Raw genomic sequence first — 20,586 nt, forward strand, 5'->3', positions numbered from 1 at the left:
ACTTTTATTCGCTGAATAACTTGCGGCTATTTTCCACGCAAAGGTCGGTCAGCAGCTTCAGCGCCGCCTTTTCGCTGAGGAACGTGCCGTCCATAAGCTCTTCCGCCACCCTGTTGCACAGCACGCGGCGGAAATAATCGTGGCGCGCATAGGAAAGGAAGCTGCGGCTGTCCGTCAGCATGCCGGTAAACTGCCCAAGGTGGCCGGTTTCCGCCATAATGTTCAGCTGCTCCTCCATGCCGCGCTTGTGGTCACAGAACCACCACGCTGCGCCGGGCACAACGCCCTTAAAACTGCCCGCCGTCGTCGCAAGCGCCATATACATCGAAGGCTCCAGCGTGTACAAAATCGTGTGCGGCAGAGAATCCCTGCGGTCCATCGCGTCCAAAAGCGCTGCAACTTCGTGCTCCGGGATCGGGTCGCCCACGCAATCGCCGCCGGCGTCCGGACCCACGGCCTCAAACAGCCGCGTGCATGCGTTGCGCTTTACGTTCAGGTGCAGCTGCATCGTCACATTATGCGCCTTGTATTCGTGCGCCAAATACACATACATTTCAAATAGAAAATTACGGAACTCGTTTTCCGGGATTGTCTTTCCCTTCAGCGCCTTTTTAAACGTCTCCGCGGCATCGCAGCTTTTGTCTTTCTTCGGGAAGCCCTCAATGCCGATATCGCTCACGCGGCAGCCGTTCTCGCAGAAGAAATCAAGCCGCTTTGAAAGCGCCGTTTTCAGGTCGTCGAGCGTCTCCACACTAAAACTGCACACCTCGCCGAGGTGCAAGGCGTAGTCGCGATAGTTCGCGCGGCAAATGTTCAGCGCCGCGTCCGTGCGGAACGAGGGCACCACGCGCACCGGGAAGTTCTTCTCCTTCGCAATTTCCTTGTGGTATTCCAAAGAATCTGCCGGGTCGTCCGTTGTCGCCACAAGCTCCACATGGCTTTGCAGCATCAGTTTGCGCGGGGAGAGGTGGTGTTCTCTGATATACGCGTTTGCGCGGTCAAAAATATCGTCCGCACTTTCCGCTGTCAGTGTGTCTTCAATGCCGAAAAACATCGAAAGCTCCATGTGTGACCACACATAAAGCGGGTTGCCCATCGCGGTCTCGAGGCACGCCGCCCACGCGCGGAACTTCTCACGCGGCGCCGCGTCGCCTGTGATGAGCGCCTCCGGCACGCCGCAGGCACGCATCAAACGCCACTTGTAGTGGTCGCCGCCCAGCCAGATCTGCGCAATATCCGGGAATTCCCTGTCCTCCAAAATCTCCTTCGGCGAGAGATGGCAGTGGTAGTCGACGATCGGCAGGTCGCGCACCGCGTCATATAAATTCTTAGCAACATCGCTTTTCAAAAACAGATCGTTTCGCATCTGAATAAACTCCTTTCGGGCGGCAGAAAAAGGCAAAGTTTCCCCACCGCTGCTACTGTAAGTATAGCACGATGAATTGCAAAATAAATGATATATTGCGGCACATATATTGCAAATCGGTGCAAAATGTGCTATGATTTCTCCAAAGAAAGAGGGTGAAAAACGTGGAAACAGGTAAAAATGACGAAATGCTGCGACAAGATTTTCAGCTTTCACACAATCGAGACCCCTATTTTCGCACCATGGAGTTTCATGCGCACGATTTTTTGGAGCTCTATTACTTTTTGGACGGCAGCGTGACGTATTATATTGAAGATCAGGTCTACGACCTTTGTCCCGGCGATCTGCTCATTATTCCCGCCGGCAAAATGCACCGCCCCGTCATCGCAAACGAGCACGCCGCCTACGAGCGCATGGTGCTGTGGATCACCCCGCAGTACCTACAAAGCATCGACAGCCCCGCGGGTGACCTGCAAAAAAATCTGCAAAAGGTGGGGGAGCACGGATACTGCGTGCCTTTTCGCGGCGATGAAACGGTGTTTGTCACGGCACTCTTAAAAAAGCTCTTGTATATGCAGAAAAACGATACCGACCCTAAGTTCTGCGCCGGCGCCGTAGAGCTGTACCTGTGGACGATTTTCCGCTCCTACGGCGTTATCGATACCACGCACCGCAATGAAACACAGGTCATCCCGCAGGTCATTCGCTATATCACGGAGCATTTCAGCGAGCCTTTAACGCTCGAAGACATCGCCGCAGAGTTCTTTGTCAGCAAATCGTACTTAAACCGCCACTTTAAAGCATATACCAATTCCACCGTGTACGCCTACATCATGGCGCTTCGGCTCACCCATGCCCGCCGTATGCTGCGCGAAGGCATCCCTGCCGTAGAAGCCGGCCGCGAGTGCGGCTTTTCCGATTATTCCACATTCTACAAAGCCTTCAAAACCCAAACCGGCCTTTCACCCCAGCAGTTTAAAAGCCGGGCTTGATTTTGGAAAAATGCGTATGCTTCACGCGCTTTCGCAGCCGCAGACAGAACATAGGAAGAGCGGCTGACGTTTTCTTAAAATTTCCTGACAAGCATTTACAACCGAAATCAAATTCGCTATAATGGAGATAACAAAAATCAATGCGCGGCGAAACAGCGGCGGCATGTCGACTGCGGGTATCTGCGCGAAAGGACGGTAGAAATTTATGGCTTTTTGTGAAAAATGCGGAGCACAGATCCCCGAAAACGGCACCTTCTGCGCAGCTTGCGGTGCGCCCGTAGCGGCACAGGCGCAGCCCACCCGGATCCCGGAGCAGCCGGCAGCACAGCCGCAGGCACCCGAGCAGCAGCCCCAGCCGCCGGTTTACCCGCAGCAGCCCGTATACCAGCAGCCGGTCTATCCCCAGCAGCCTGCGTATGACCCGGCAGATCACACCGCAGAGTTCGACCCGGAGGATGTCTCCCAGAATAAGGTCATCGCCATGGCAGCGTACATTCTCGGCACCGTCGGCATCATCATCGCACTGCTTGCGGCACCGCAGAGCAAATACGCGGCGTTCCATTCCCGTCAGGCGTTGAAGCTCGACATCGTCAGCACCCTGCTGCTCATCGTTTCCGCTGTGCTTGCTTTCACGTTCATTGTGCCGATTGCCGGCGCTGTCTGCATTGCAATTCTCTTCGTCGTGCGCATCATCTGCTTCTTCCAGGTATGCAGCGGCAAAGCAAAGGACGCCGCCATCATCGGCAAGCTGCCGTTCTTAAAGTAAGAGAACAAGCTGACGGCAACCTTGGTTAAAAGTTTTTGATCCAACTTTTTTCAAAGAAGTTGAAACCGAACTTCTCGTTCGGTTGTGGATTCCAAAGGAGAAACCTTTGGTCGCCATTTGCAAATGGCGAAACCCTGTTGCGTTCGCAAAAACTAGGAAGGTAGGCTAAACAGTCCGGTGGACTGTTTAGCCGTAGGAAACCCAGTTGCATGGGTTTCCTGAAAGGGCGGCTTTGTGCCGCCCTTTTTTAATACACTGCACTAGCAAACCTCACAGCACCTTTCTTTTGTCCAAAACTTTCTCCCCACCCATGCACTTTTTCCTTGCTTTTTCGCCCTAATCAGGTATAATTAAACTAAGTATGTATTGTATGAAAACCGTCGAAGCCACAACGACCTCGACGATAAGCAGATAAAAAGGACGGAAAGAAACTATGGCTGATTTTGAGCCGTTTTTTGAACTGAAAAATCAATATAGAGAGTTCTGCCCGGTCTTGCTGCAAAGCGGCGCGCTGTACCGTGAAGAGCCCACCGCGTCCGCCGAAGCGGAAGAGACCGAAACTGCGGAAGTTGCTCTCCCCGCAGAGCAGGAAGAAGCGGCTTCCCCGCGCACATTCCTGCGTCTCGCATTCCGCAATATCGACCCCCGTGCCGTGACAAGCGTTTATGTCGATATCCACATTTTCGACAAAGCCACAAACGAGCTCGCCGTCGTGCGCGACCGCCGCTATCTCGTGCCTATTTTGGGCCGCGATGCGGTCTTCGGCGCAGACGAGGAGATCGACGTTGATGACGCCGCGTACAGCTTCTCCGTCGCCATTAAGAAGGTGCAGTTCGAGGGCGAAGACGTGTTCTGGAACGGCAGTGCCTCACTGCTGTTTGAAAATCTCCCCGAACAGGCGAAAATCGCGGACGTCATGGAGGACGAAGATCTCCGCGCACAGTATCAGCGCGATTTCACCGAAATGGCAGAGGATAAAGAAGCTGCGGCGCAGTTCGTCCCGCAGGAATACAAAGACCTCTGGATGTGCGCCTGCGGTGAAGTGAACCACAAAGATGAAGAAAAATGCGCCGCCTGCGGTGCCGAGTACGGGCCCCAGCACGCACTGTTTGAAGACGAAGAAAAGCTGAAAGAAAACCTCGAAGCCTATAACAAGGCTGAAGCTGAAAAGGCCGAGGCCGCCCGCATCGCCGCAGAAAAGAAAGCGGCAGAGGAAAAAGCCGCCGCCGAAGCTGCCGCCCGCAAAGCGGCAGAGGAAAAGGCTGCTGCTGAGGAAGCTGCCCGCAAAAAGCGGCTCCACCGCAAAATTTTCCTGTCCGTTTCCATTCCGCTCGCCGTCCTCATCGCCGCGTTCGTCGTGGTGCTCATCGTCTACATCATCCCGCAGAACCACTATAACGATGCCGCCGCCTTGCTCGAAGCCGGCAAGTATGACGAAGCCATCACCGCGTTCACGGCGCTCGACGGATACAGCGACAGCGCCGCCCGTATCACGGAGGCAGAGTACAAAAAAGCCTGTGACCTGCTCGAAAACGAGAAATTCGCAGAAGCCATCGAAGCCTTCACCGCCCTCGGCGATTACGAAGACAGCAAAGATCGGATCACCGAGGCCGAGTACCGCCGTGCCGTAAAGACGTTTGAAAGCGGCGCATACGAAGACGCGTTAAATCTCCTTGAGCCCCTCAAGGATTACAAGGATGCCGCCGAAAAAATCGAGACCTGTCACTATGAGCTCGGCATGAAGGCCATCGAAGCGGATAACTTAAAGTCTGCCGCCGCGCATTTTAAAGAAGTCAACGCGGAGCAGAATAAGAAAATGCAGGCCGCATTCTGTGATAAAGGCATCGCGTTCTACGAAAAGGGCGACGAAGAAAAAGCACTCACCTATTTTGAGTATGTCACCGATAAAGACCTTCTCCCGAAGATTGACGCCGCCTACTACGCGCAGGCGTTAAAGCTCGTCGAAGACGGCGAGTACGACAAGGCGACCGAAATTTTCGCAAAGCTCGGCGAATATGAAGACTGCCCGACACAGCTTCTGCGCATCCACGCGCTGAAAGCGGAGCAGTATTACAACAACGCCGATTACGAAAACGCCATCGCGGAGTTCAAGGCCGCCGGCGATTACGGCGACGCTGCCTCCCGCATCACGGAGGCGACTTACCGTCTCGGCGCACAGCAGCTCGCAAACGGCGAGGTGCGCAAAGCCTACGATACGCTCTATCCCATCCGCAGCTACGACCCCGCCTATATGCTCCTTGTCTCCAATTCGCAGTTCTATATCCAGATCTACGACGTAGGCGCCGGCCCCAACCCCTTAAACGAAAACTAAAACCCAGCGCCCGCAGAGTCATCTTCTGCGGGCGCTTTTTGTATAAAAAACGACCCCGAGTTTCAAATCCTCGGGGTCGATCCATCTTCAAATTATCAATAACCTTACTTTCCAAAGCTTCCGCGCAGCAGCATGGCGGCGTGCTCGCGGCGCAGCTCCTCGCACAGTGCGTAAAGGCTCCACTTGTCGTTGTGTTCCGTGTGTACGGCTTTCAACGGAATGGGCGCGATACCCGCTTTTTTGTACGCTGCAAGGAACACGTCCAGCATCTCACCCGCAAAGCCGGAGAAAATCAGCACCTCCGGCAGCTTGTAGCCCGCCGGGGCTTTCTGCACGTTCGCGTTCACTTTCTCGCCGCACAGCGCTGCAACTGCGCGGTCACGGTCGGCGTTCGTCAGCCGTCTTGCCGTCAGGTGCAGCTCTCTGCACAGCGCGGAAAGCTGCTTTTCCTTCGCAGCGTCTTCAACATGGTATAAAACAAGAGCCATACGTTTCTCCTTACTCCTCGCACAGCGGGCGGAACAAGTCGCCGCGGCGCTTCATCATGCGGTAACGGAGGATCATCATAATCAGCACCCCAAAGCGTGCCGCAGATTCGATCACGTTCACCGTGAAGATCGCCGTGTCGTTCGCGCCGAGCGCCGTGTAGACCGAAACGCCGAAGAACGGCAAAAGCGAGTTGCTCAGCGTCACAAACAGCGTGTAAATGCTGATGATGAGCGCGCGGTTCTTTTTCGGCGTCGCCTGCAAAAGTAGCTGTACCACGCACATGTTCGTCGCACCCTGCGGAATGTTGCCGATGAGCGCCAGAATCATAAAATACGGCATACGCGCGCTTTGCGGCAGCAACGTCATAGAAGCCACCGTAATGGGGCAGAGCAGCAAGCCCGCGCATACGAAAATGATTGTAAAATGCTCGGATTTGCGGCGGCACAGTTTCGAGAAAAAGCCGATGAAGATCATCTGGCAAATGGAACACAAAGCCTGAAAAAAGCTCAGCTGCGCTTCGTTCATGCCGGCATATTTTGTCTCCGCTATGTACCAAAGGCTCCAGTCCAGGTGCCACGAAAGGTAAAACAGCATGATGCAGATGAAAAAGCCGCGGAACGGCTTGCTGCGTACCATCTGGTTCAAAGCTTCCGGGAACATTTTCAGTCCCATCTCCTGCTTTTCTTCCGCCTTGCGCGGCGGACAGGGGATGCGGCGCAGCACAAGCGCCTGCAAAAGCATGCATACGCCTGCAATATAAAAGAAAATGCGCAGCACAATGAGTTTTCCCTCGGTGTCCGGCATCAGCGTCATGACATTGCCGCACAAAAGCGGCACCACAATGCCCACAAAGAACAGACACCGGCTGCGGAACGTGAACACGCTGTTGCGCAGGCCCGGCTCCACCGCGTCACCGAAGAATGTCTGCCACTGCGCGTTATACAGCGCAATGCCGCCCACCGTCATGCCGAGAAACATAAAAAATGCCGTCATGCGGTGCTCGCCGAACAGCGGCACAGAGCCGTAAGCAAAATACGCCGCGCTCAAAAACAGCGCCAGTACGAACGGCACCGTGCGGCTCGTCTTCGTACGGTTCGCAAGGAATCCCACCGGAATCATACAGATGCCCGCCACCATGTTCGGCACCATCTGCACAAGGCCGATCTGCGTGTCCGTCGCGCCAAGATTCGTCGCATACAAATTGTTCGCCAGCGAGTAAAGCGAAACGGCATACTGCAATAAAAAGCCCTCAATGCCGAAAAGGCACAGCATGCGCAGTTTCGGATCAGACTGCAGCGATTGGACCGGATGAAATGTAAATTTACCCATAGATGTTCTCCCCTGAGAAAAATAAGCGGCGCACCGAATACACGCGCCCTATCCATTATAAACGAAAACCGGGCAAAGACAAGCCTTACCCGGAATTTTCATCGTTTTATTTTTTGTAAACGCATTTGCCGCCCAAATACGTCGCCTCGGCTTCAATACGGTGCAGCGTGTTGGCGTCCGCCTTGAACGGATCTTCGGAAAGCACCACAAAGTCCGCAAGCTGTCCGTTTGCAATCTCGCCCTTTTTGCCTTCCTCAAATGATGCTACCGCGCCGCTTTTTGTAAACGAGTCGATGGCCTCCCGTACCGTCAGCGCTTCCTCCGGGCGATACGGTGCGTTCGTTGAGCCAATGCTTCGCCGCGTTACCGCGCACTCCATACCGCGCATCACGTTCGGCTCCTCCACCGGCGCGTCCGAGCCGTTCGAGAACGGAATGCGCGCGTTCAAAAGCGTCTTAGCCGGGTAACTCGTGCCCGCCAATTCATCGCCCACACGCTCGCGCACAATGTGCGTGTCGTAGTCGAGGAAGATCGACTGCAAATTCACGCGCAGCTTTAATTTCTTCATGCGCTCAATCTGGTCACGCCGCACAATCTGGCAGTGCACGATGCCATGTCGGTGGTCGTCGCGCGGGTGCTCATGAAGCGCCTTTTCGTAAGCGTCCAATACGTTGTCGAGCGCCCCGTCGCCGATGGCGTGTACCGCAACGGAAAGTCCCTTTTCGTTCGCAAGAGAGATAAGCCCGTTCAATTCCGCATTCGTGTATAGCGGAATGCCGCGTGCGTTCTCATCGTCTGCATACGGGCGGCTTAAACACGCTGTGCGTGCGCCGAGCGACCCGTCCGAGATGATCTTCAGCGGTCCCGCGCGGAACATATCGTCTTCAAAATACGCATCGCCGCTCTCGATATATTCAGAAAGCGCCTCTACGTTCGTAAACTGTGCCTGCTCGTTCACGCGCACCGTCATCAGCCCCGGCGTTCTCAAAAGCTTCTGCACCGTCTTGTACGGCACACCGGGGAACGTCTCGTAGTCGTCGCTTTGGCAAGAGGTGATGCCGTAACGGTTCAGCCGCTTGCAGGAGGCGCGCAGCATTGCACACAGCTGCGCCTCATCCGGCTCCGGAATGCCCGCGTACACCACCGCTACGGCGTTTTCAAAAAACTGCCCGTTCGGCTCGCCGTTTTCATCTAAAGCAAAGCTGCCGCCCGCCACTTGCGGCGTGTCCTTCGTAATGCCCAACACTTCCAGCGCCTTCGAGTTCACTACGCAGATGTGCCCGCATGCCCGCGTAATGCAGATCGGGTGTTCGGTAGAGACAGAATCCAAATCCCACCGCGTCGGAAAGCGGCGCTCGTCTGCAAAATAATCGTGGTTAAAGCCGCGCCCCTGCACCCACGTGCCGGGTGTTACGCCCGTTTCCTTTATATAGGTGCGCAGACAGTCGAGCATCTCCTTTAAAGACGTCGTGTGCGCGCCGAGGTTCGCCATTGTCAGCACATTGCCGAGGTTCAGCACATGCATGTGTGAGTCATTAAACCCCGCGCAGACGAATTTTCCGCCTAAATCGACTACTTCATCTGCCGTGGCTTTATCCGTCTCGCCCACAAAGCAGAATTTCCCGTTTTCCACCGCAAAATCCGTCACAAAGCCGTTTCCCGTGTAAATCGTGCCGTTTTTATAAACCGTCCGCATATTGTCTCCCCGTTTCCATCCGTTTTCTCCAGTATAAAACAAGGGGAAAGCCCCTGTCAAGTTGAAAAAGCCTGACTTTTCCCGCGCGCCGTTCCATCTTGTTTTTATTCGTAAAGAGAAAAATAGCGCACGGCATAATGAAATTCCATACAGCTTACTAAAATATCAAAAATGAAATAGTAGATATGTCAATATAACATTTTACAATTCGATTTAATGTGCGTATAATACAGATGCTTCCAAATACAGTTTACAAAAAAGTAACAAGATATTTGGTCAATGTCAACAAAAACGTGTGCTCTTGTGACCGTGTCTTGTTGCTGCTGTTCACAGCGGCGAAAGATGCGGTCGTGTGCCCTTTTGGGGCGCAGCGCTGAAGGGGGAATTTTTGCCCGGTGATATTGAAATGGAAGGTAAAATTTTGAGAAAGAAAGGGAAAAACAATGAAAGCAAAGAAAACAAAGCTGGCTTTGTGGATCTGCGCTATTGTGGTGCTGCTCGTCGCAAGCATTCTGGTTCCTTCGGTGCAGAAGACCGAAACGATTCAGGTGACCATGCGTGACGCGGTTCTGCATGAGACGAACAGAATCAGCCTCTTTGGCATCAAAGATGTCAACCCGGCGTTGATCTCCGCCATGGTGGTCTCGGGCATCTTGCTGGTGTTTGCGGTCATCGTGCGCATTTTCGTCATTCCGCGCTTTAAGATGGTGCCCGGAAAGTTCCAGATGCTCCTTGAGCAGGCGGTAGACCTGTTCGACGGCATGGCTAAGTCCAACAGCCCGGGGCGCAGCGGCTTCCTCGGTGCGTACATCTTCACGGCCGGCGCGTACATTTTCATCGGTACGCTCTTTGAACTGTTCGGCATTCAGGCTATCACAACGGAGGGCTCGCCCATCACGCTTCCGGCGCCGCTGTCCGATGTCAACGCCGCCATCGCCATGGGCTGCTTCTCGTACCTCGTCATTCTGGGCGGCGGTATCGCGTATAACGGCTTCAAAGGCGTGGGCAGCACTTTAAAGGAGTTCTCGCTGCCGATTTCCATGAGCTTCCGTCTGTTCGGTGCGCTTTTAAGCGGCCTGCTCGTTACGGAGCTTGTGTATTATTATGTGAATCTGAGCTTTGTGCTGCCGGTCATCGTGGGCGTTATGTTCACGCTGCTGCACGCGCTCATTCAGGCATATGTTTTGACGATGCTCGTCGCGCTCTATTTCGGCGAGGTTTCCGAGAAGCAGGAACCGAAAAAGAAAAAAGTAAAAGCAGAAGCTGAAAATTAACCTACGGAGGGAAAATATCATGAACGCAAAACAGAGAAAGTTAAAGAAGCTTGCCATCATTCTGCTGGCAGTCATCGCCATCCTCGCCATCTCCATTCCGGTATTCGCCGCAACAAACGGTGATGCCGCAACCACCACGGCAACAGCCGAAACCGCAGTAGAAGCTGCAGCCACCACCGCAGACAGCACAACCGGCCTTAAGGCACTTGCTTCCGCTATTGCAGTCGGTATTGCAGCCGCCGGCGGTGCAGTCGGTATGGGCCTCTCCGCAGGTAAGGCTGTTGAGGGCATCGCACGTCAGCCGGAGGCTGAAAGCAAGATTCGTACCACCCTCATGCTCGGCCTCGTCTTTATCGAGACGGCCATCATTTATGCCCTGCTCGTTGTTATCCTCATCATCTTCGTCCTGTAAAGGAGAGTGCAGATCGTGAACATCCCACTGAATATTGATTGGCAGCAGATTTTGCTGCATGTACTGAATTTCGTCATTTTGTTCGGCGGCCTGTATTTCCTTTTGTACAAGCCGGTCAAGAACTTCATGGCAAAGCGCGAAGCGCATTATGCCGAAATGGCACAGAAGGCCCAAAGTGAACTCGATTCCGCCGAAAAGATCAAGGCGGATTATCAGGAGCAGCTCAAGTCCGTTGAGGGCGAGATCAGCGCAAAGAGATCCGAAGCGCAGAAAGAGCTCGACCGCAGCGTACAGCAGCAGCTTTCCGATGCCCATGCACAGGCGGATAAGATCGTCGCCGATGCGCAGAAGGATGCCGCCCGTGTACATGATAAGATGATCGCAGACGCACAGAAGGAGCTTACCGAGCTCGCTATGGAAGCGACCAAGAAGCTTGTTTATAAAGACGGCGATCCGTATGACGCGTTCCTCGATCAGGCAGAGAGGGGAGAGCCGAATGCGTAATGCAGATGAAAAGGCCGTAGCCGTTCTCCGCGGCAGCCGCCGCCCGGATGCCGAACAGGAAAAACGCTTTGCGGAATTCCTGCTGCGTACCTATGGCCGTGAGATTCCGCTCACCTTTGAAGAAGATAAAATGCTGAACGGCTTCACGCTTACCGTCGGCACCGATGTGTACGATTGGAGCCTCAAAAGCCGTCTGCGCCAGTTTGAAGAAAAGCTAAAGGCGTTAAAGTCCGGCAGCGATTCCGTCATTCCGCTGATGAAGGAAGCCGTTGAAGATTTTACCCCATCCGCAGAAGCGGAAGAGACCGGTACGGTTCTCACCGTTGGCGATGAGATCGCCGTTGTCAGCGGCCTTGAACATGCCGCCTACGGCGAGATTCTCCTGTTCTCCTCCGGCGTTAAGGGCATGGTGCAGGACCTGCGCCGCAATGAGATCGGCTGCGTCCTCTTTGGCGACGATGCCGAGATCACCGAGGGCAGCCTTGTGCGCAGAAGCGGCAAGACCGCCGGTATCCCGGTCGGCGACGGCTTCCTCGGCCGTGTTGTCGATGCACTCGGCACGCCGATCGACGGCAAGGGTGACATCAGCGCCGAGGGCTACCGCCCCATCGAGTGCCCCGCACCGGGCATTGTCGACCGCCAGCCGGTCAACGCGCCTATGGAAACCGGCCTTCTCGCCATCGATTCCATGTTCCCGATTGGCCGCGGTCAGCGTGAGCTTATCATCGGCGACCGCCAGACCGGTAAAACCGCCGTCGCGCTCGATACCATTTTGAACCAGAAGGGTAAGAACGTCGTTTGCATCTATGTCGCCATCGGTCAGAAGTCCAGCTCCGTTGCACAGCTTGTGGAGACCTTAAAGCGCCGCGGCGCCATGGATTACACCATCGTCGTCAACGCATCTGCCAGTGACCCGGCTTCCTTGCAATACATCGCACCGTATGCCGGCTGCGCACTCGGCGAGCACTTCATGTATCAGGGCAGAGATGTCCTCATCGTGTACGATGACCTTTCAAAGCACGCCATTGCGTACCGTGCACTGAGCCTGCTTTTGGAGCGTTCCCCGGGTCGTGAAGCGTATCCGGGTGACGTTTTCTATCTGCATTCCCGTTTGTTGGAGCGTTCCGCGCATCTTTCCGATGCCCTCGGCGGCGGCAGCATGACGGCATTGCCGATTGTTGAAACGCAGGCGGGCGACGTTTCCGCTTACATCCCGACGAACATTATTTCCATCACAGACGGTCAGATCTTCCTTGAGAGCGACCTGTTCTTCTCCGGCCAGCGTCCGGCTGTTAACGTCGGTCTTTCGGTTTCCCGTGTCGGCGGCGATGCCCAGACAAAGGCCATGAAAAAGGCAGCGGGCGGCATCCGTCTGGACCTTGCCCAGTACCGCGAAATGGAAGTTTTCACCCAGTTCTCCAGCGACCTCGACGAGACCACAAAGCGTCAGCTCACCTACGGTCAGAGCCTTATGCGTCTGCTGCGTCAGCCGCAGTACCATCCGATGAGTCAGCACGATCAGGTCATCACGCTCGTCTCCGCCCTGCACCACGTCATGCAGGACGTCCCGCTTGACGATATGGGTCGTTTCCACACGGAGCTTATCAAGTACGCCGAGGAGAATATGAGCGATGTCTGCCGCCGTGTCGATACCACCGGTCAGCTTTCCGACTCCGACCGCGAAGAGATTTTGAAAGTCGCGAAGGAATTCCTCGAAAAGTACAAGGCGGAAAACCCGCAGAACGCGTAAGCGCTCGGAAAGGCGGTTTTCGCTATGGCTAATACAAAAGAGATTAAAACCAGAATCGAAAGCGTTAAGGATACGCGTAAAATCACAAACGCCATGTATCTTATCGCTTCCACAAAGCTGCGCAAAGCACGCAACGATTTGGACCGCACGCGCCCGTATTTCGAGGCGCTGCGCACGGAGATCAAGCGTATTTTCCGTACCCAGAACGACGTGGACAGCCGCTATTTCTACCCCCCCGAGGGCGAGCCGCCGCTGGAGGGCACCTACGCGTGCCTCGTCATCACGGCGGATAAGGGCCTCGCGGGCGCATACAACCAGAACGTCATCAAGGAAGCTATGCACATGCTCGATGAGCATCCCGACACGAAGCTCTACGTTGTAGGCGAATATGGCCGCCACTTCTTTACGCAGCACAATATCCCCATGGAGCACAGCTTCCTCTATACGGCACAGAACCCCACCATGCAGCGCGCGAGAGAAATTTGCGACATCCTGCTCGAGGGCTACGACCGCGGGGATTTTAAGAAGATTTTTGTCATTTATACCGATATGGAGAACAGCCTCACGTCCTCTGCACACTGCACGCGTCTGCTGCCGTTCCACCGCGCCTATTTCCAGACGGATACGGTGGAAAAGGCGGTCACCACGCCGTTCGAGTTTGTGCCCTCCGTGCAGGCGGTTCTCAACAACATCATGCAAAGCTACGTTTCGGGCTTTATTTACAGTGCCCTCATCGATAGCTTCTGCAGCGAGCAAAATGCCCGCATGACGGCGATGGATTCCGCCAACAGCAACGCGGAAAAGCTCCTCGCAGAGCTTTCCTTGCAGTATAACCGCGTGCGTCAGGCTGCCATCACGCAGGAGATTACAGAGGTCTCCGCCGGTGCGAAGGCACAGCGTCAAAAACACAGGAAGGAAGCGTGAACAACGTGAATACAGGTAAGATCGTACAGATCTCCGGCCCGGTCATCGACGTACAGTTCGAGTCCGGCGTTCTGCCGAAAATCAGAGAAGCCCTTTCGCTTACCGTGGACGGACGGCGGTATGTGATGGAGGTTGCCCAGCATGTGGGTGACAACACGGTCCGCTGCGTCATGCTTTCCGGCAGTGAGGGTCTTTCCCGCGGTATGCAGGTTGAGGCTCCGGGCAAAACCATCGAAGTGCCGGTGGGCGAAAACACGCTCGGCCGCATGTTCAACGTGCTCGGCGATCCCATCGACGGCGGCGAAGCCGTTCCCGCAACCGAGCCGCACAAAAGCATTTACAGAAAAGCTCCGTCGTTTGACGAGCAGAACCCGGCCGTCGAGATCCTCGAGACCGGCATCAAGGTCATCGACCTTCTGGAGCCGTACCCGAAGGGCGGCAAAATCGGTCTGTTCGGCGGCGCAGGCGTCGGCAAGACCGTCCTTATCCAGGAGCTCATCCACAACGTCGCCATGGAGCACGGCGGTTACTCCGTGTTTACCGGCGTCGGCGAGCGCAGCCGTGAGGGTAACGACCTCTGGCGTGAAATGCGTGAAAGCGGTGTCGGCGATAAAACGGCGCTCGTCTTCGGCCAGATGAACGAGTCCCCGGGCGTGCGTATGCGTGTCGCCCTCTCCGGCCTCACCATGGCAGAGCATTTCCGTGACGAAGAGCATAAGGACGTCCTGCTCTTCATCGATAACATCTTCCGTTTCGTGCAGGCAGGCAGTGAGGTTTCCACGCTTCTCGGCCGTATGCCTTCCGCCGTCGGTTATCAGCCGACCCTCGCAAACGAAATGGGCGAGCTGCAGGAGCGCATCACCTCCACAAAAGACGGCTCCGTCACCTCGGTTCAGGCCGTTTACGTGCCTGCCGATGACCTTACCGACCCGGCCCCGGCCACAACGTTCGCCCACCTCGACGCTACGACTGTTTTGAGCCGTAAGATTGCCGAGCAGGGCATTTACCCCGCCGTTGATCCGCTGGAGTCCACCTCCCGTATCCTCGAAGCCGACGTTGTCGGCGAGGAGCACTACCGCATCGCGCGTGAAGTGCAGGAGACCCTCCAAAAGTACAGCGAGCTGCAGGACATCATCGCCATCCTCGGTATGGACGAGCTTAGCGACGAAGACCAGCTCACCGTGCAGCGCGCGAGAAAGATCCAGCGTTTCCTCTCGCAGCCGATGCACGTCGCAGAAAAGTTCTCCAGCGTGCCGGGCGTTTACGTCCCGCTCAAAGAGACGCTGCGCGGCTTCAAGGCCATCGTAGACGGCGAAATGGACCAGTACCCCGAGGCGGCGTTCTATAACGTAGGTACGCTCGAGGACGTCATCGCGAAAGCGAAGCAGTTAGAGGCGGAGGCGATCTGATGCGTACATTTCAGATGCACCTGCTTGAAGCCGATAAGGTCTTTTTCGAGGGAGAGTGCGAGTCGCTTGTCGTGCCCACAACGGTCGGCCAGTACGGCATTCTGGCGGGTCACAGCAATATGATCTCCGCCGTCGTGCCGGGCGTGCTCTCTTACCGCGCACCGGGTAAGGAGTGGCGCACCGCTGCCGTTTCCGAGGGCATGGTGAAGGTCGAGGGCAACGATATCCTCGTGCTTGTAGACTCCGCCGAGTACCCGGAAGAGATCGATGCCAAACGTGCACAGCGCGCCGCCGATGAGGCGAAGGAGGCCATCCTCCAAAAGCGCAGCGTGCGCGAATACCGCACTGCGCAGGCGAACCTTGCCCGCGCCATCAACCGCCTGCGCGTCAAGAAAAACGCGAGATAAGGCGGCAAAAACCACACCGAATTTCCAAATATGCAAAAAGCGTTCCGAGCATTCGGGACGCTTTTTGCATATTTCACACAAAGGGTTTGCTTTTTTCATGAACTTTCGAAATTTCGCAAAAACTGCGGTACAAAACGGCGGAATGTGCTATAATGAACGCGAATACCGGCGGAAAAGTACGCCGGAAAGTTGTATTGAAATTCAGTTTAAAGGAGTCAAAAGCATGATCAAAGTCGGTTTTATCGATTACTATTTAGACGAGTGGCACGCCAATAACTACGTTCACATGCTGCGCGATTACTCAAACGGCGAGGTAGAAGCCGTGTACGCCTGGGCTGAAATCGACAGCCCCGAGGACGGCCTCACAACGGACGCATGGTGCGAAAAATACGGCCTCACCCGCATGATGACGCAGGAGGAGCTCATCGAAAAGAGTGACGTTCTGCTCGTGCTCGCCCCGCGCGACCCGAAAAAGCACGAAGAACTCGCAAACCTCGCGCTGCGCTCCGGCAAGCGCTGTTATGTGGATAAAACCTTCGCGCCGGATCACTTCGCTGCAAAGCGTATGCTCGACCTTGCCGAGCAGAGCGGCACGCCGTGCTGGTCGTCTTCCGCGCTGCGTTTTGCGGAGGAGTATCAGGCAGCGGATAAAACGAACATCAAGGGCGTCAATACATGGGGTCCGAACGGTTTTGAGGATTACGCCATCCACCAGCTGGAGCCGATCTTCATGATGATGCAGGCTCCCGCGACGGAAGTCATGCACCTGACAAACGACGAGGTGTACACCGGCGTTCTGCGCTTTGCGGACGGCCGCACCGCAACGCTTTCCGGCTACGCAAAGGGCTCGCCGTTCATGATGAACATTGCGCGCTCCACGGAAAATTCCGTACTGGAAATTTGCTCCGATTACTTCCGCCACTTCATTGAGGCGCTCGTCGAGTTCTTCAAAAACGGCACCATCCCTGCCCCGCACAGCGAGACGCTCTCCATCATCAGCGCCTGGGGCGCCCTTATGGAAGCCGAAAAGACCCCCGGCATCTGGGTCAAAGTCCCGAAGGACTGAGTTTGTCACTGCAAAAACCGTCACAACGCACGCATCTTTGACTGCAAAAGGCTTCTTCCAAAAGCGCGACTATGCGGCCATTAAAGAACAGCAAGTAGAGCGTTACGGCGTCTGGCTCACGAATTTCGTTATGATAAAAACGATATAAAAAAGATAGTCTTTCTAAGCGAAACGAACGCTTTGAAAGGCTATCTTTTTCTATGCGTGCGAAAATGTACGTTTATTTCTTCGGTTTCGGCGCGGCGGGGTCGGTGAGTTCGGGGAGCGCGCCGCCGGAGACCGCCCAGAAATATAAACTTGCGATGCTGCAATACGGTGAAAAACGTTTGCGGTACCGCTCGAACCGTGCGCGGTCGATCTCCTTGTGGCGGTAGACCATGCGCATGCCGCGCAAAATGGCGAGGTCGCCGTAGCTGAACACATTCGGGCGCTGTAGGCAGAATAAAAGCAGCATTTCCGCTGTCCACACGCCGATGCCCTTGAGCGCGCTGAGCTCGAGGATGACCTCTTCATCCGGCTTTTCGACGATGCTGATTAAATCAAATTCGCCCGTATGTACCTTTTTCGCGAAGTCTGTGATGTATTCCGCCTTGCGGAACGAAATGCCGAGCGACTGCAAATTTGCTTCGCCATAGCCCAAAACGTGTTCGGCATCGACCGTGCCGAGGGCGTTCTGCACGCGCGCCCAAACGGTTGCCTGCGCCTTTGTGGAAATCTGTTGCCCCACGATGTGGTGTACCACGGCGGAAAAAAGGTCGTCGTCCACGGCGCGCTCAATGTGCCCCACGCGGTTGATGACCGCCGAGAGCTTCTTGTCCTTTTTCCGTAAATAAGCGAGCTCTTTTTCGCCGTACGGAAAGTACTTTACGTCATCCATCAATCGATCTCTCCCGGAGTGCGCGATTTGATCATCGCTTCCAGCTTTTGCAGCTCGGTAATCTCTTGCGGGGTCAGCTTTTCCGGATAGCCGGTCTCGAGCTTTTCGAGCATGGAGCGCATTTTGTAGGCTTCGGCGGGCTGACGCAGAATTTCGCGCTCGCTTTTAATCTGTTCCCGCGCGGCGACTTCGTCGATGATCTGCTGCATGTAGCGGTATAAGTTGCTCCGTTCTGTATAATCCGCAGGCGCGTAGAAATTTAATCGGTCGTCGTTATACAGTTTGTATACTTTGGCGCGGTTATTCTTCTCCGGGTCGTATACGCCGACGGAGTAGCCGCCTTTACTTTTCACGAGCCGCATGCACGGAATGTCCGTGGCGCTGTCGCCGATATAGACGATGTTCTCATACGGAATGCGCAGGTTTTCCTCGGGCATGCTGTCGTTTACGCGCTCGTCGTACTCCTCCAAAAAGCCTTTTGCAATGCGGAAAATGAACTGCGTCTTGTTCGTGTAATTGATGGCCTGCGCGGGCCACTCCGCTACGCCGTCCGTGGTGTAGAGGTAGGAGGAGGCATAAATGCGTTTGAAATTCTTCGCGATGGCGCTGCCCTCGATGATTTCTTTAAGACCCGAAGAAATGATGTAGTGTTCGAGCTCGATGCCGCGCTGCGCAGCATACGCTGTCGTGCGCGTGAACCAATCCGTAACGCCGCGGTACAGCTCCACCTGCGCACCGATGGCCCGAAAATACTCGCGTTTTAAGGATTTTCCGAGAAAGCGCGAATAGCGAACAAGCATGAACATCCACGAAAGGTTGCTTTCCATGCTGTTTTCCCGCGCGAATGCGTCTGTTTCCGCCCAGAATTTGTCTTTGTCAATGCCAAAAGACGGGATGAGCGTGAACGTCTGCATGTCGTCCGGGGAAAGTGTTTTGTCAAAATCGTAGCAGATCGCCATGCGCGGACTGTTCTCCGTCATGCTGCCGCCCCCTTTCTGTATCTCATTATAGCTAAAAACGTTTGTTCTGTAAAGAGGTTTTGAGAAAGTTGTCCGCCGATGTCCTATACTGTCCTGCAATGTCCGGTTTTAACGGTAAAAGAACGCCCTCATCCGCCGCTTTTCGCAGCCGATGAAAGCGCTTTTCGAGCTGTTCCGCCGTTTTGATGCCCGGCGCATCTTTGGCTTTATTCGCAGACTTTTGGGCATGTCACGTCCAAAAGTCAAGTGTTACGATTTGCTTTCTAACCACGCCCTCCGGGTGGAGGGCGACCTTGGCTGCCGCCCTGTAACAAAGGAGGGCAACTATTTCTATCCACGCCCTCCGGGTGGAGGGCGACCGCTACCCCGAACAGTACGATGCAAGGTTTGAGATTTCTATCCACGCCCTCCGGGTGGAGGGCGACAGTATGCGGGAGGTCGTGACGCTCAAGGAGTATTATATTTCTATCCACGCCCTCCGGGTGGAGGGCGACGTAATTTACATTTTCATTTTCGTTTTCGTACCCTCCATTTCTATCCACGCCCTCCGGGTGGAGGGCGACCCCCATAATATGTACGCCATTGCTTGCACTCATTTTATTTCTATCCACGCCCTCCGGGTGGAGGGCGACCACCCGTCTGCTAAATCAATTTCAAAAAATTTTATTTCTATCCACGCCCTCCGGGTGGAGGGCGACTCGCACACACAAGATAACGGAACATCACACGGTATTTCTATCCACGCCCTCCGGGTGGAGGGCGACACATTCGATATACCAAGATATGTTAAAGCTTCGTTATTTCTATCCACGCCCTCCGGGTGGAGGGCGACAGGTGGATGCGCTCACGGATGAATTTGCGAGCGCGATTTCTATCCACGCCCTCCGGGTGGAGGGCGACTGCGCCGCGGAGGATGTTGATTTCGCTTACGGCGGATTTCTATCCACGCCCTCCGGGTGGAGGGCGACTGCTCCCCAGAATGTTTAGCTAAATACCGATTAATTTCTATCCACGCCCTCCGGGTGGAGGGCGACAAATTCTCATGAGGCTTTCCCAGCTGTTGTCCGAATTTCTATCCACGCCCTCCGGGTGGAGGGCGACTGTCGTTCTCGTCGCACTCTTCCCACGGTGTTTCAATTTCTATCCACGCCCTCCGGGTGGAGGGCGACCGTTTTGCATTAGTAAAGATATTTGTGTTTATAATTTCTATCCACGCCCTCCGGGTGGAGGGCGACTCTCCCATTCCATGTTTCCAAGGACGGCAGAAACGATTTCTATCCACGCCCTCCGGGTGGAGGGCGACAAGATAGCCCCTTTCGTAAAGCACTTGCATTATATTTCTATCCACGCCCTCCGGGTGGAGGGCGACAAAAGCATTTTTGATAGACTCCGTCGAAGAATACGGAATTTCTATCCACGCCCTCCGGGTGGAGGGCGACCATCAGCATTCCACCCGTATACGCCCGCGGTGTAATTTCTATCCACGCCCTCCGGGTGGAGGGCGACGGCGTTATCATAATTGTAAGGTGGCGGCAATACTATTTCTATCCACGCCCTCCGGGTGGAGGGCGACGGTATCATTCGCGGACAGGCTCGGAAAGATTGATATTTCTATCCACGCCCTCCGGGTGGAGGGCGACCACGCATTTTTTGCGTGGTGACGGCTTTGTTCTGATTTCTATCCACGCCCTCCGGGTGGAGGGCGACCCTGCGTTCGCGCTTCTCTTTTAATGTTCATCGTTATTTCTATCCACGCCCTCCGGGTGGAGGGCGACGCATACCCCGGCACGAAATGTGTTAACAAACTGTATTTCTATCCACGCCCTCCGGGTGGAGGGCGACTCGCATCTCATAGGGTATAACGGGGCTATAACAATTTCTATCCACGCCCTCCGGGTGGAGGGCGACAACGCGGACATGCGATGAAATTGACAAATTAGCATTTCTATCCACGCCCTCCGGGTGGAGGGCGACCTGATAGTTCATGACGTGGAACGCGGACTGCACATCTGA

General features: G+C 55.0%; 17 protein-coding genes and 1 CRISPR repeat array (1 of these 18 cut by a window edge). Of the genes, 11 read left to right on the forward strand and 6 right to left on the reverse strand.

Annotated features, from left to right (window positions below):
* Window positions 1–4: 4 nt before the first annotated feature.
* Window positions 5–1,366: a glucuronate isomerase gene (gene uxaC / locus ACLTX1_RS08180; protein WP_308450120.1), complete on the reverse strand. Its 1,362-nt coding sequence runs from the start codon at window positions 1,364–1,366 to the stop codon at window positions 5–7.
* Between the two features lie 164 nt (window positions 1,367–1,530).
* Here uxaC and ACLTX1_RS08185 point away from each other — a divergent pair, with 164 nt between their 5' ends.
* The 3 genes from ACLTX1_RS08185 to ACLTX1_RS08195 all read left to right on the forward strand — a co-directional run bounded on the left by ACLTX1_RS08185 (window position 1,531) and on the right by ACLTX1_RS08195 (window position 5,456).
* Window positions 1,531–2,358 carry an AraC family transcriptional regulator gene (locus ACLTX1_RS08185; RefSeq protein WP_308450119.1) on the forward strand — a complete coding sequence of 276 codons (828 nt, stop codon included), beginning with the start codon at window positions 1,531–1,533 and terminating at the stop codon, window positions 2,356–2,358.
* A 205-nt stretch (window positions 2,359–2,563) separates the two neighbouring features.
* Window positions 2,564–3,124: a zinc ribbon domain-containing protein gene (locus ACLTX1_RS08190; protein WP_308450118.1), complete on the forward strand. Its 561-nt coding sequence runs from the start codon at window positions 2,564–2,566 to the stop codon at window positions 3,122–3,124.
* A 433-nt stretch (window positions 3,125–3,557) separates the two neighbouring features.
* A complete protein-coding gene (locus ACLTX1_RS08195; protein WP_412330725.1) occupies window positions 3,558–5,456 on the forward strand; it encodes a tetratricopeptide repeat protein in 1,899 nt (632 codons plus the stop codon).
* A gap of 104 nt (window positions 5,457–5,560) precedes the next feature.
* On the opposite strand, the gene ACLTX1_RS08200 is transcribed toward ACLTX1_RS08195, so the two are convergent.
* The 3 genes from ACLTX1_RS08200 to ACLTX1_RS08210 all read right to left on the reverse strand — a co-directional run bounded on the left by ACLTX1_RS08200 (window position 5,561) and on the right by ACLTX1_RS08210 (window position 8,970).
* Window positions 5,561–5,944 (reverse strand): DUF3783 domain-containing protein, encoded by a 384-nt coding sequence (locus tag ACLTX1_RS08200; protein WP_412330726.1) that lies wholly within the window; start codon window positions 5,942–5,944, stop codon window positions 5,561–5,563.
* A 10-nt stretch (window positions 5,945–5,954) separates the two neighbouring features.
* Window positions 5,955–7,274, reverse strand: coding sequence for an MFS transporter (locus ACLTX1_RS08205; protein ID WP_412330727.1), 1,320 nt, complete (start codon window positions 7,272–7,274; stop codon window positions 5,955–5,957).
* Window positions 7,275–7,380: 106 nt separating this feature from the next.
* Window positions 7,381–8,970: an amidohydrolase gene (locus ACLTX1_RS08210; RefSeq protein WP_412330728.1), complete on the reverse strand. Its 1,590-nt coding sequence runs from the start codon at window positions 8,968–8,970 to the stop codon at window positions 7,381–7,383.
* Between the two features lie 443 nt (window positions 8,971–9,413).
* Here ACLTX1_RS08210 and ACLTX1_RS08215 point away from each other — a divergent pair, with 443 nt between their 5' ends.
* The 8 genes from ACLTX1_RS08215 to ACLTX1_RS08250 all read left to right on the forward strand — a co-directional run bounded on the left by ACLTX1_RS08215 (window position 9,414) and on the right by ACLTX1_RS08250 (window position 16,716).
* Window positions 9,414–10,244: a F0F1 ATP synthase subunit A gene (locus ACLTX1_RS08215; RefSeq protein WP_176820567.1), complete on the forward strand. Its 831-nt coding sequence runs from the start codon at window positions 9,414–9,416 to the stop codon at window positions 10,242–10,244.
* 217 nt (window positions 10,245–10,461) lie between these two features.
* On the forward strand, window positions 10,462–10,656 hold the full coding sequence (atpE, locus tag ACLTX1_RS08220) for an ATP synthase F0 subunit C (RefSeq protein WP_343285302.1): 195 nt from the start codon (window positions 10,462–10,464) through the stop codon (window positions 10,654–10,656).
* Between the two features lie 15 nt (window positions 10,657–10,671).
* The gene (locus ACLTX1_RS08225) at window positions 10,672–11,160 is read left to right on the forward strand and encodes an ATP synthase F0 subunit B (RefSeq protein ID WP_412330729.1); all 489 of its coding nucleotides are present in this window, start codon (window positions 10,672–10,674) and stop codon (window positions 11,158–11,160) included.
* The gene (gene atpA / locus ACLTX1_RS08230; protein ID WP_412330730.1) at window positions 11,153–12,910 is read left to right on the forward strand and encodes a F0F1 ATP synthase subunit alpha; all 1,758 of its coding nucleotides are present in this window, start codon (window positions 11,153–11,155) and stop codon (window positions 12,908–12,910) included. The genes ACLTX1_RS08225 and atpA overlap by 8 nt, the downstream gene beginning before the upstream one ends.
* Window positions 12,911–12,934: 24 nt before the next feature.
* Entirely contained in the window at window positions 12,935–13,834 is a 900-nt protein-coding gene (gene atpG, locus ACLTX1_RS08235; protein ID WP_176820563.1) for an ATP synthase F1 subunit gamma, read from the forward strand.
* A gap of 5 nt (window positions 13,835–13,839) precedes the next feature.
* Entirely contained in the window at window positions 13,840–15,243 is a 1,404-nt protein-coding gene (atpD, locus tag ACLTX1_RS08240; protein WP_308449390.1) for a F0F1 ATP synthase subunit beta, read from the forward strand.
* Window positions 15,243–15,650, forward strand: a complete 408-nt coding sequence (gene atpC / locus ACLTX1_RS08245) for an ATP synthase F1 subunit epsilon (protein WP_308449389.1) — start codon at window positions 15,243–15,245, stop codon at window positions 15,648–15,650. The genes atpD and atpC overlap by 1 nt, the downstream gene beginning before the upstream one ends.
* 223 nt (window positions 15,651–15,873) lie before the next feature.
* Entirely contained in the window at window positions 15,874–16,716 is an 843-nt protein-coding gene (locus tag ACLTX1_RS08250; protein WP_395507203.1) for a hypothetical protein, read from the forward strand.
* Between the two features lie 220 nt (window positions 16,717–16,936).
* Here the strand turns inward: ACLTX1_RS08250 and ACLTX1_RS08255 are convergent, their stop codons facing one another.
* Window positions 16,937–17,593, reverse strand: a complete 657-nt coding sequence (locus tag ACLTX1_RS08255; protein WP_412330731.1) for a DNA-3-methyladenine glycosylase family protein — start codon at window positions 17,591–17,593, stop codon at window positions 16,937–16,939.
* The gene (locus tag ACLTX1_RS08260) at window positions 17,593–18,573 is read right to left on the reverse strand and encodes an HAD family hydrolase (protein WP_412330732.1); all 981 of its coding nucleotides are present in this window, start codon (window positions 18,571–18,573) and stop codon (window positions 17,593–17,595) included. Before ACLTX1_RS08260 ends, ACLTX1_RS08255 begins: the two co-directional genes overlap by 1 nt.
* Before the next feature lie 259 nt (window positions 18,574–18,832).
* Window positions 18,833–20,586: a CRISPR direct-repeat array (repeat unit 33 nt; unit sequence ATTTCTATCCACGCCCTCCGGGTGGAGGGCGAC) (it continues 164 nt past the right edge of the window).

It is taken from the genome of Hominenteromicrobium sp., assembly GCF_046974225.1.
In the GTDB taxonomy this organism is placed as follows: Bacteria; Bacillota; Clostridia; order Oscillospirales; family Acutalibacteraceae; genus Hominenteromicrobium; species Hominenteromicrobium mulieris.

Bases quoted from the DNA above. Each gene is read 5' to 3' on its own strand.
- ACLTX1_RS08250 (WP_395507203.1), top strand. From the start codon at position 15,874: ATGATCAAAGTCGGTTTTATCGATTACTATTTAGACGAGTGGCACGCC.
- ACLTX1_RS08255 (WP_412330731.1), bottom strand. From the start codon at position 17,593: ATGGATGACGTAAAGTACTTTCCGTACGGCGAAAAAGAGCTCGCTTAT.
- ACLTX1_RS08190 (WP_308450118.1), top strand. From the start codon at position 2,564: ATGGCTTTTTGTGAAAAATGCGGAGCACAGATCCCCGAAAACGGCACC.
- ACLTX1_RS08210 (WP_412330728.1), bottom strand. From the start codon at position 8,970: ATGCGGACGGTTTATAAAAACGGCACGATTTACACGGGAAACGGCTTT.
- ACLTX1_RS08260 (WP_412330732.1), bottom strand. From the start codon at position 18,573: ATGACGGAGAACAGTCCGCGCATGGCGATCTGCTACGATTTTGACAAA.
- ACLTX1_RS08195 (WP_412330725.1), top strand. From the start codon at position 3,558: ATGGCTGATTTTGAGCCGTTTTTTGAACTGAAAAATCAATATAGAGAG.
- ACLTX1_RS08215 (WP_176820567.1), top strand. From the start codon at position 9,414: ATGAAAGCAAAGAAAACAAAGCTGGCTTTGTGGATCTGCGCTATTGTG.
- atpC (WP_308449389.1), top strand. From the start codon at position 15,243: ATGCGTACATTTCAGATGCACCTGCTTGAAGCCGATAAGGTCTTTTTC.
- ACLTX1_RS08205 (WP_412330727.1), bottom strand. From the start codon at position 7,274: ATGGGTAAATTTACATTTCATCCGGTCCAATCGCTGCAGTCTGATCCG.
- atpG (WP_176820563.1), top strand. From the start codon at position 12,935: ATGGCTAATACAAAAGAGATTAAAACCAGAATCGAAAGCGTTAAGGAT.
- uxaC (WP_308450120.1), bottom strand. From the start codon at position 1,366: ATGCGAAACGATCTGTTTTTGAAAAGCGATGTTGCTAAGAATTTATAT.
- ACLTX1_RS08200 (WP_412330726.1), bottom strand. From the start codon at position 5,944: ATGGCTCTTGTTTTATACCATGTTGAAGACGCTGCGAAGGAAAAGCAG.
- atpA (WP_412330730.1), top strand. From the start codon at position 11,153: ATGCGTAATGCAGATGAAAAGGCCGTAGCCGTTCTCCGCGGCAGCCGC.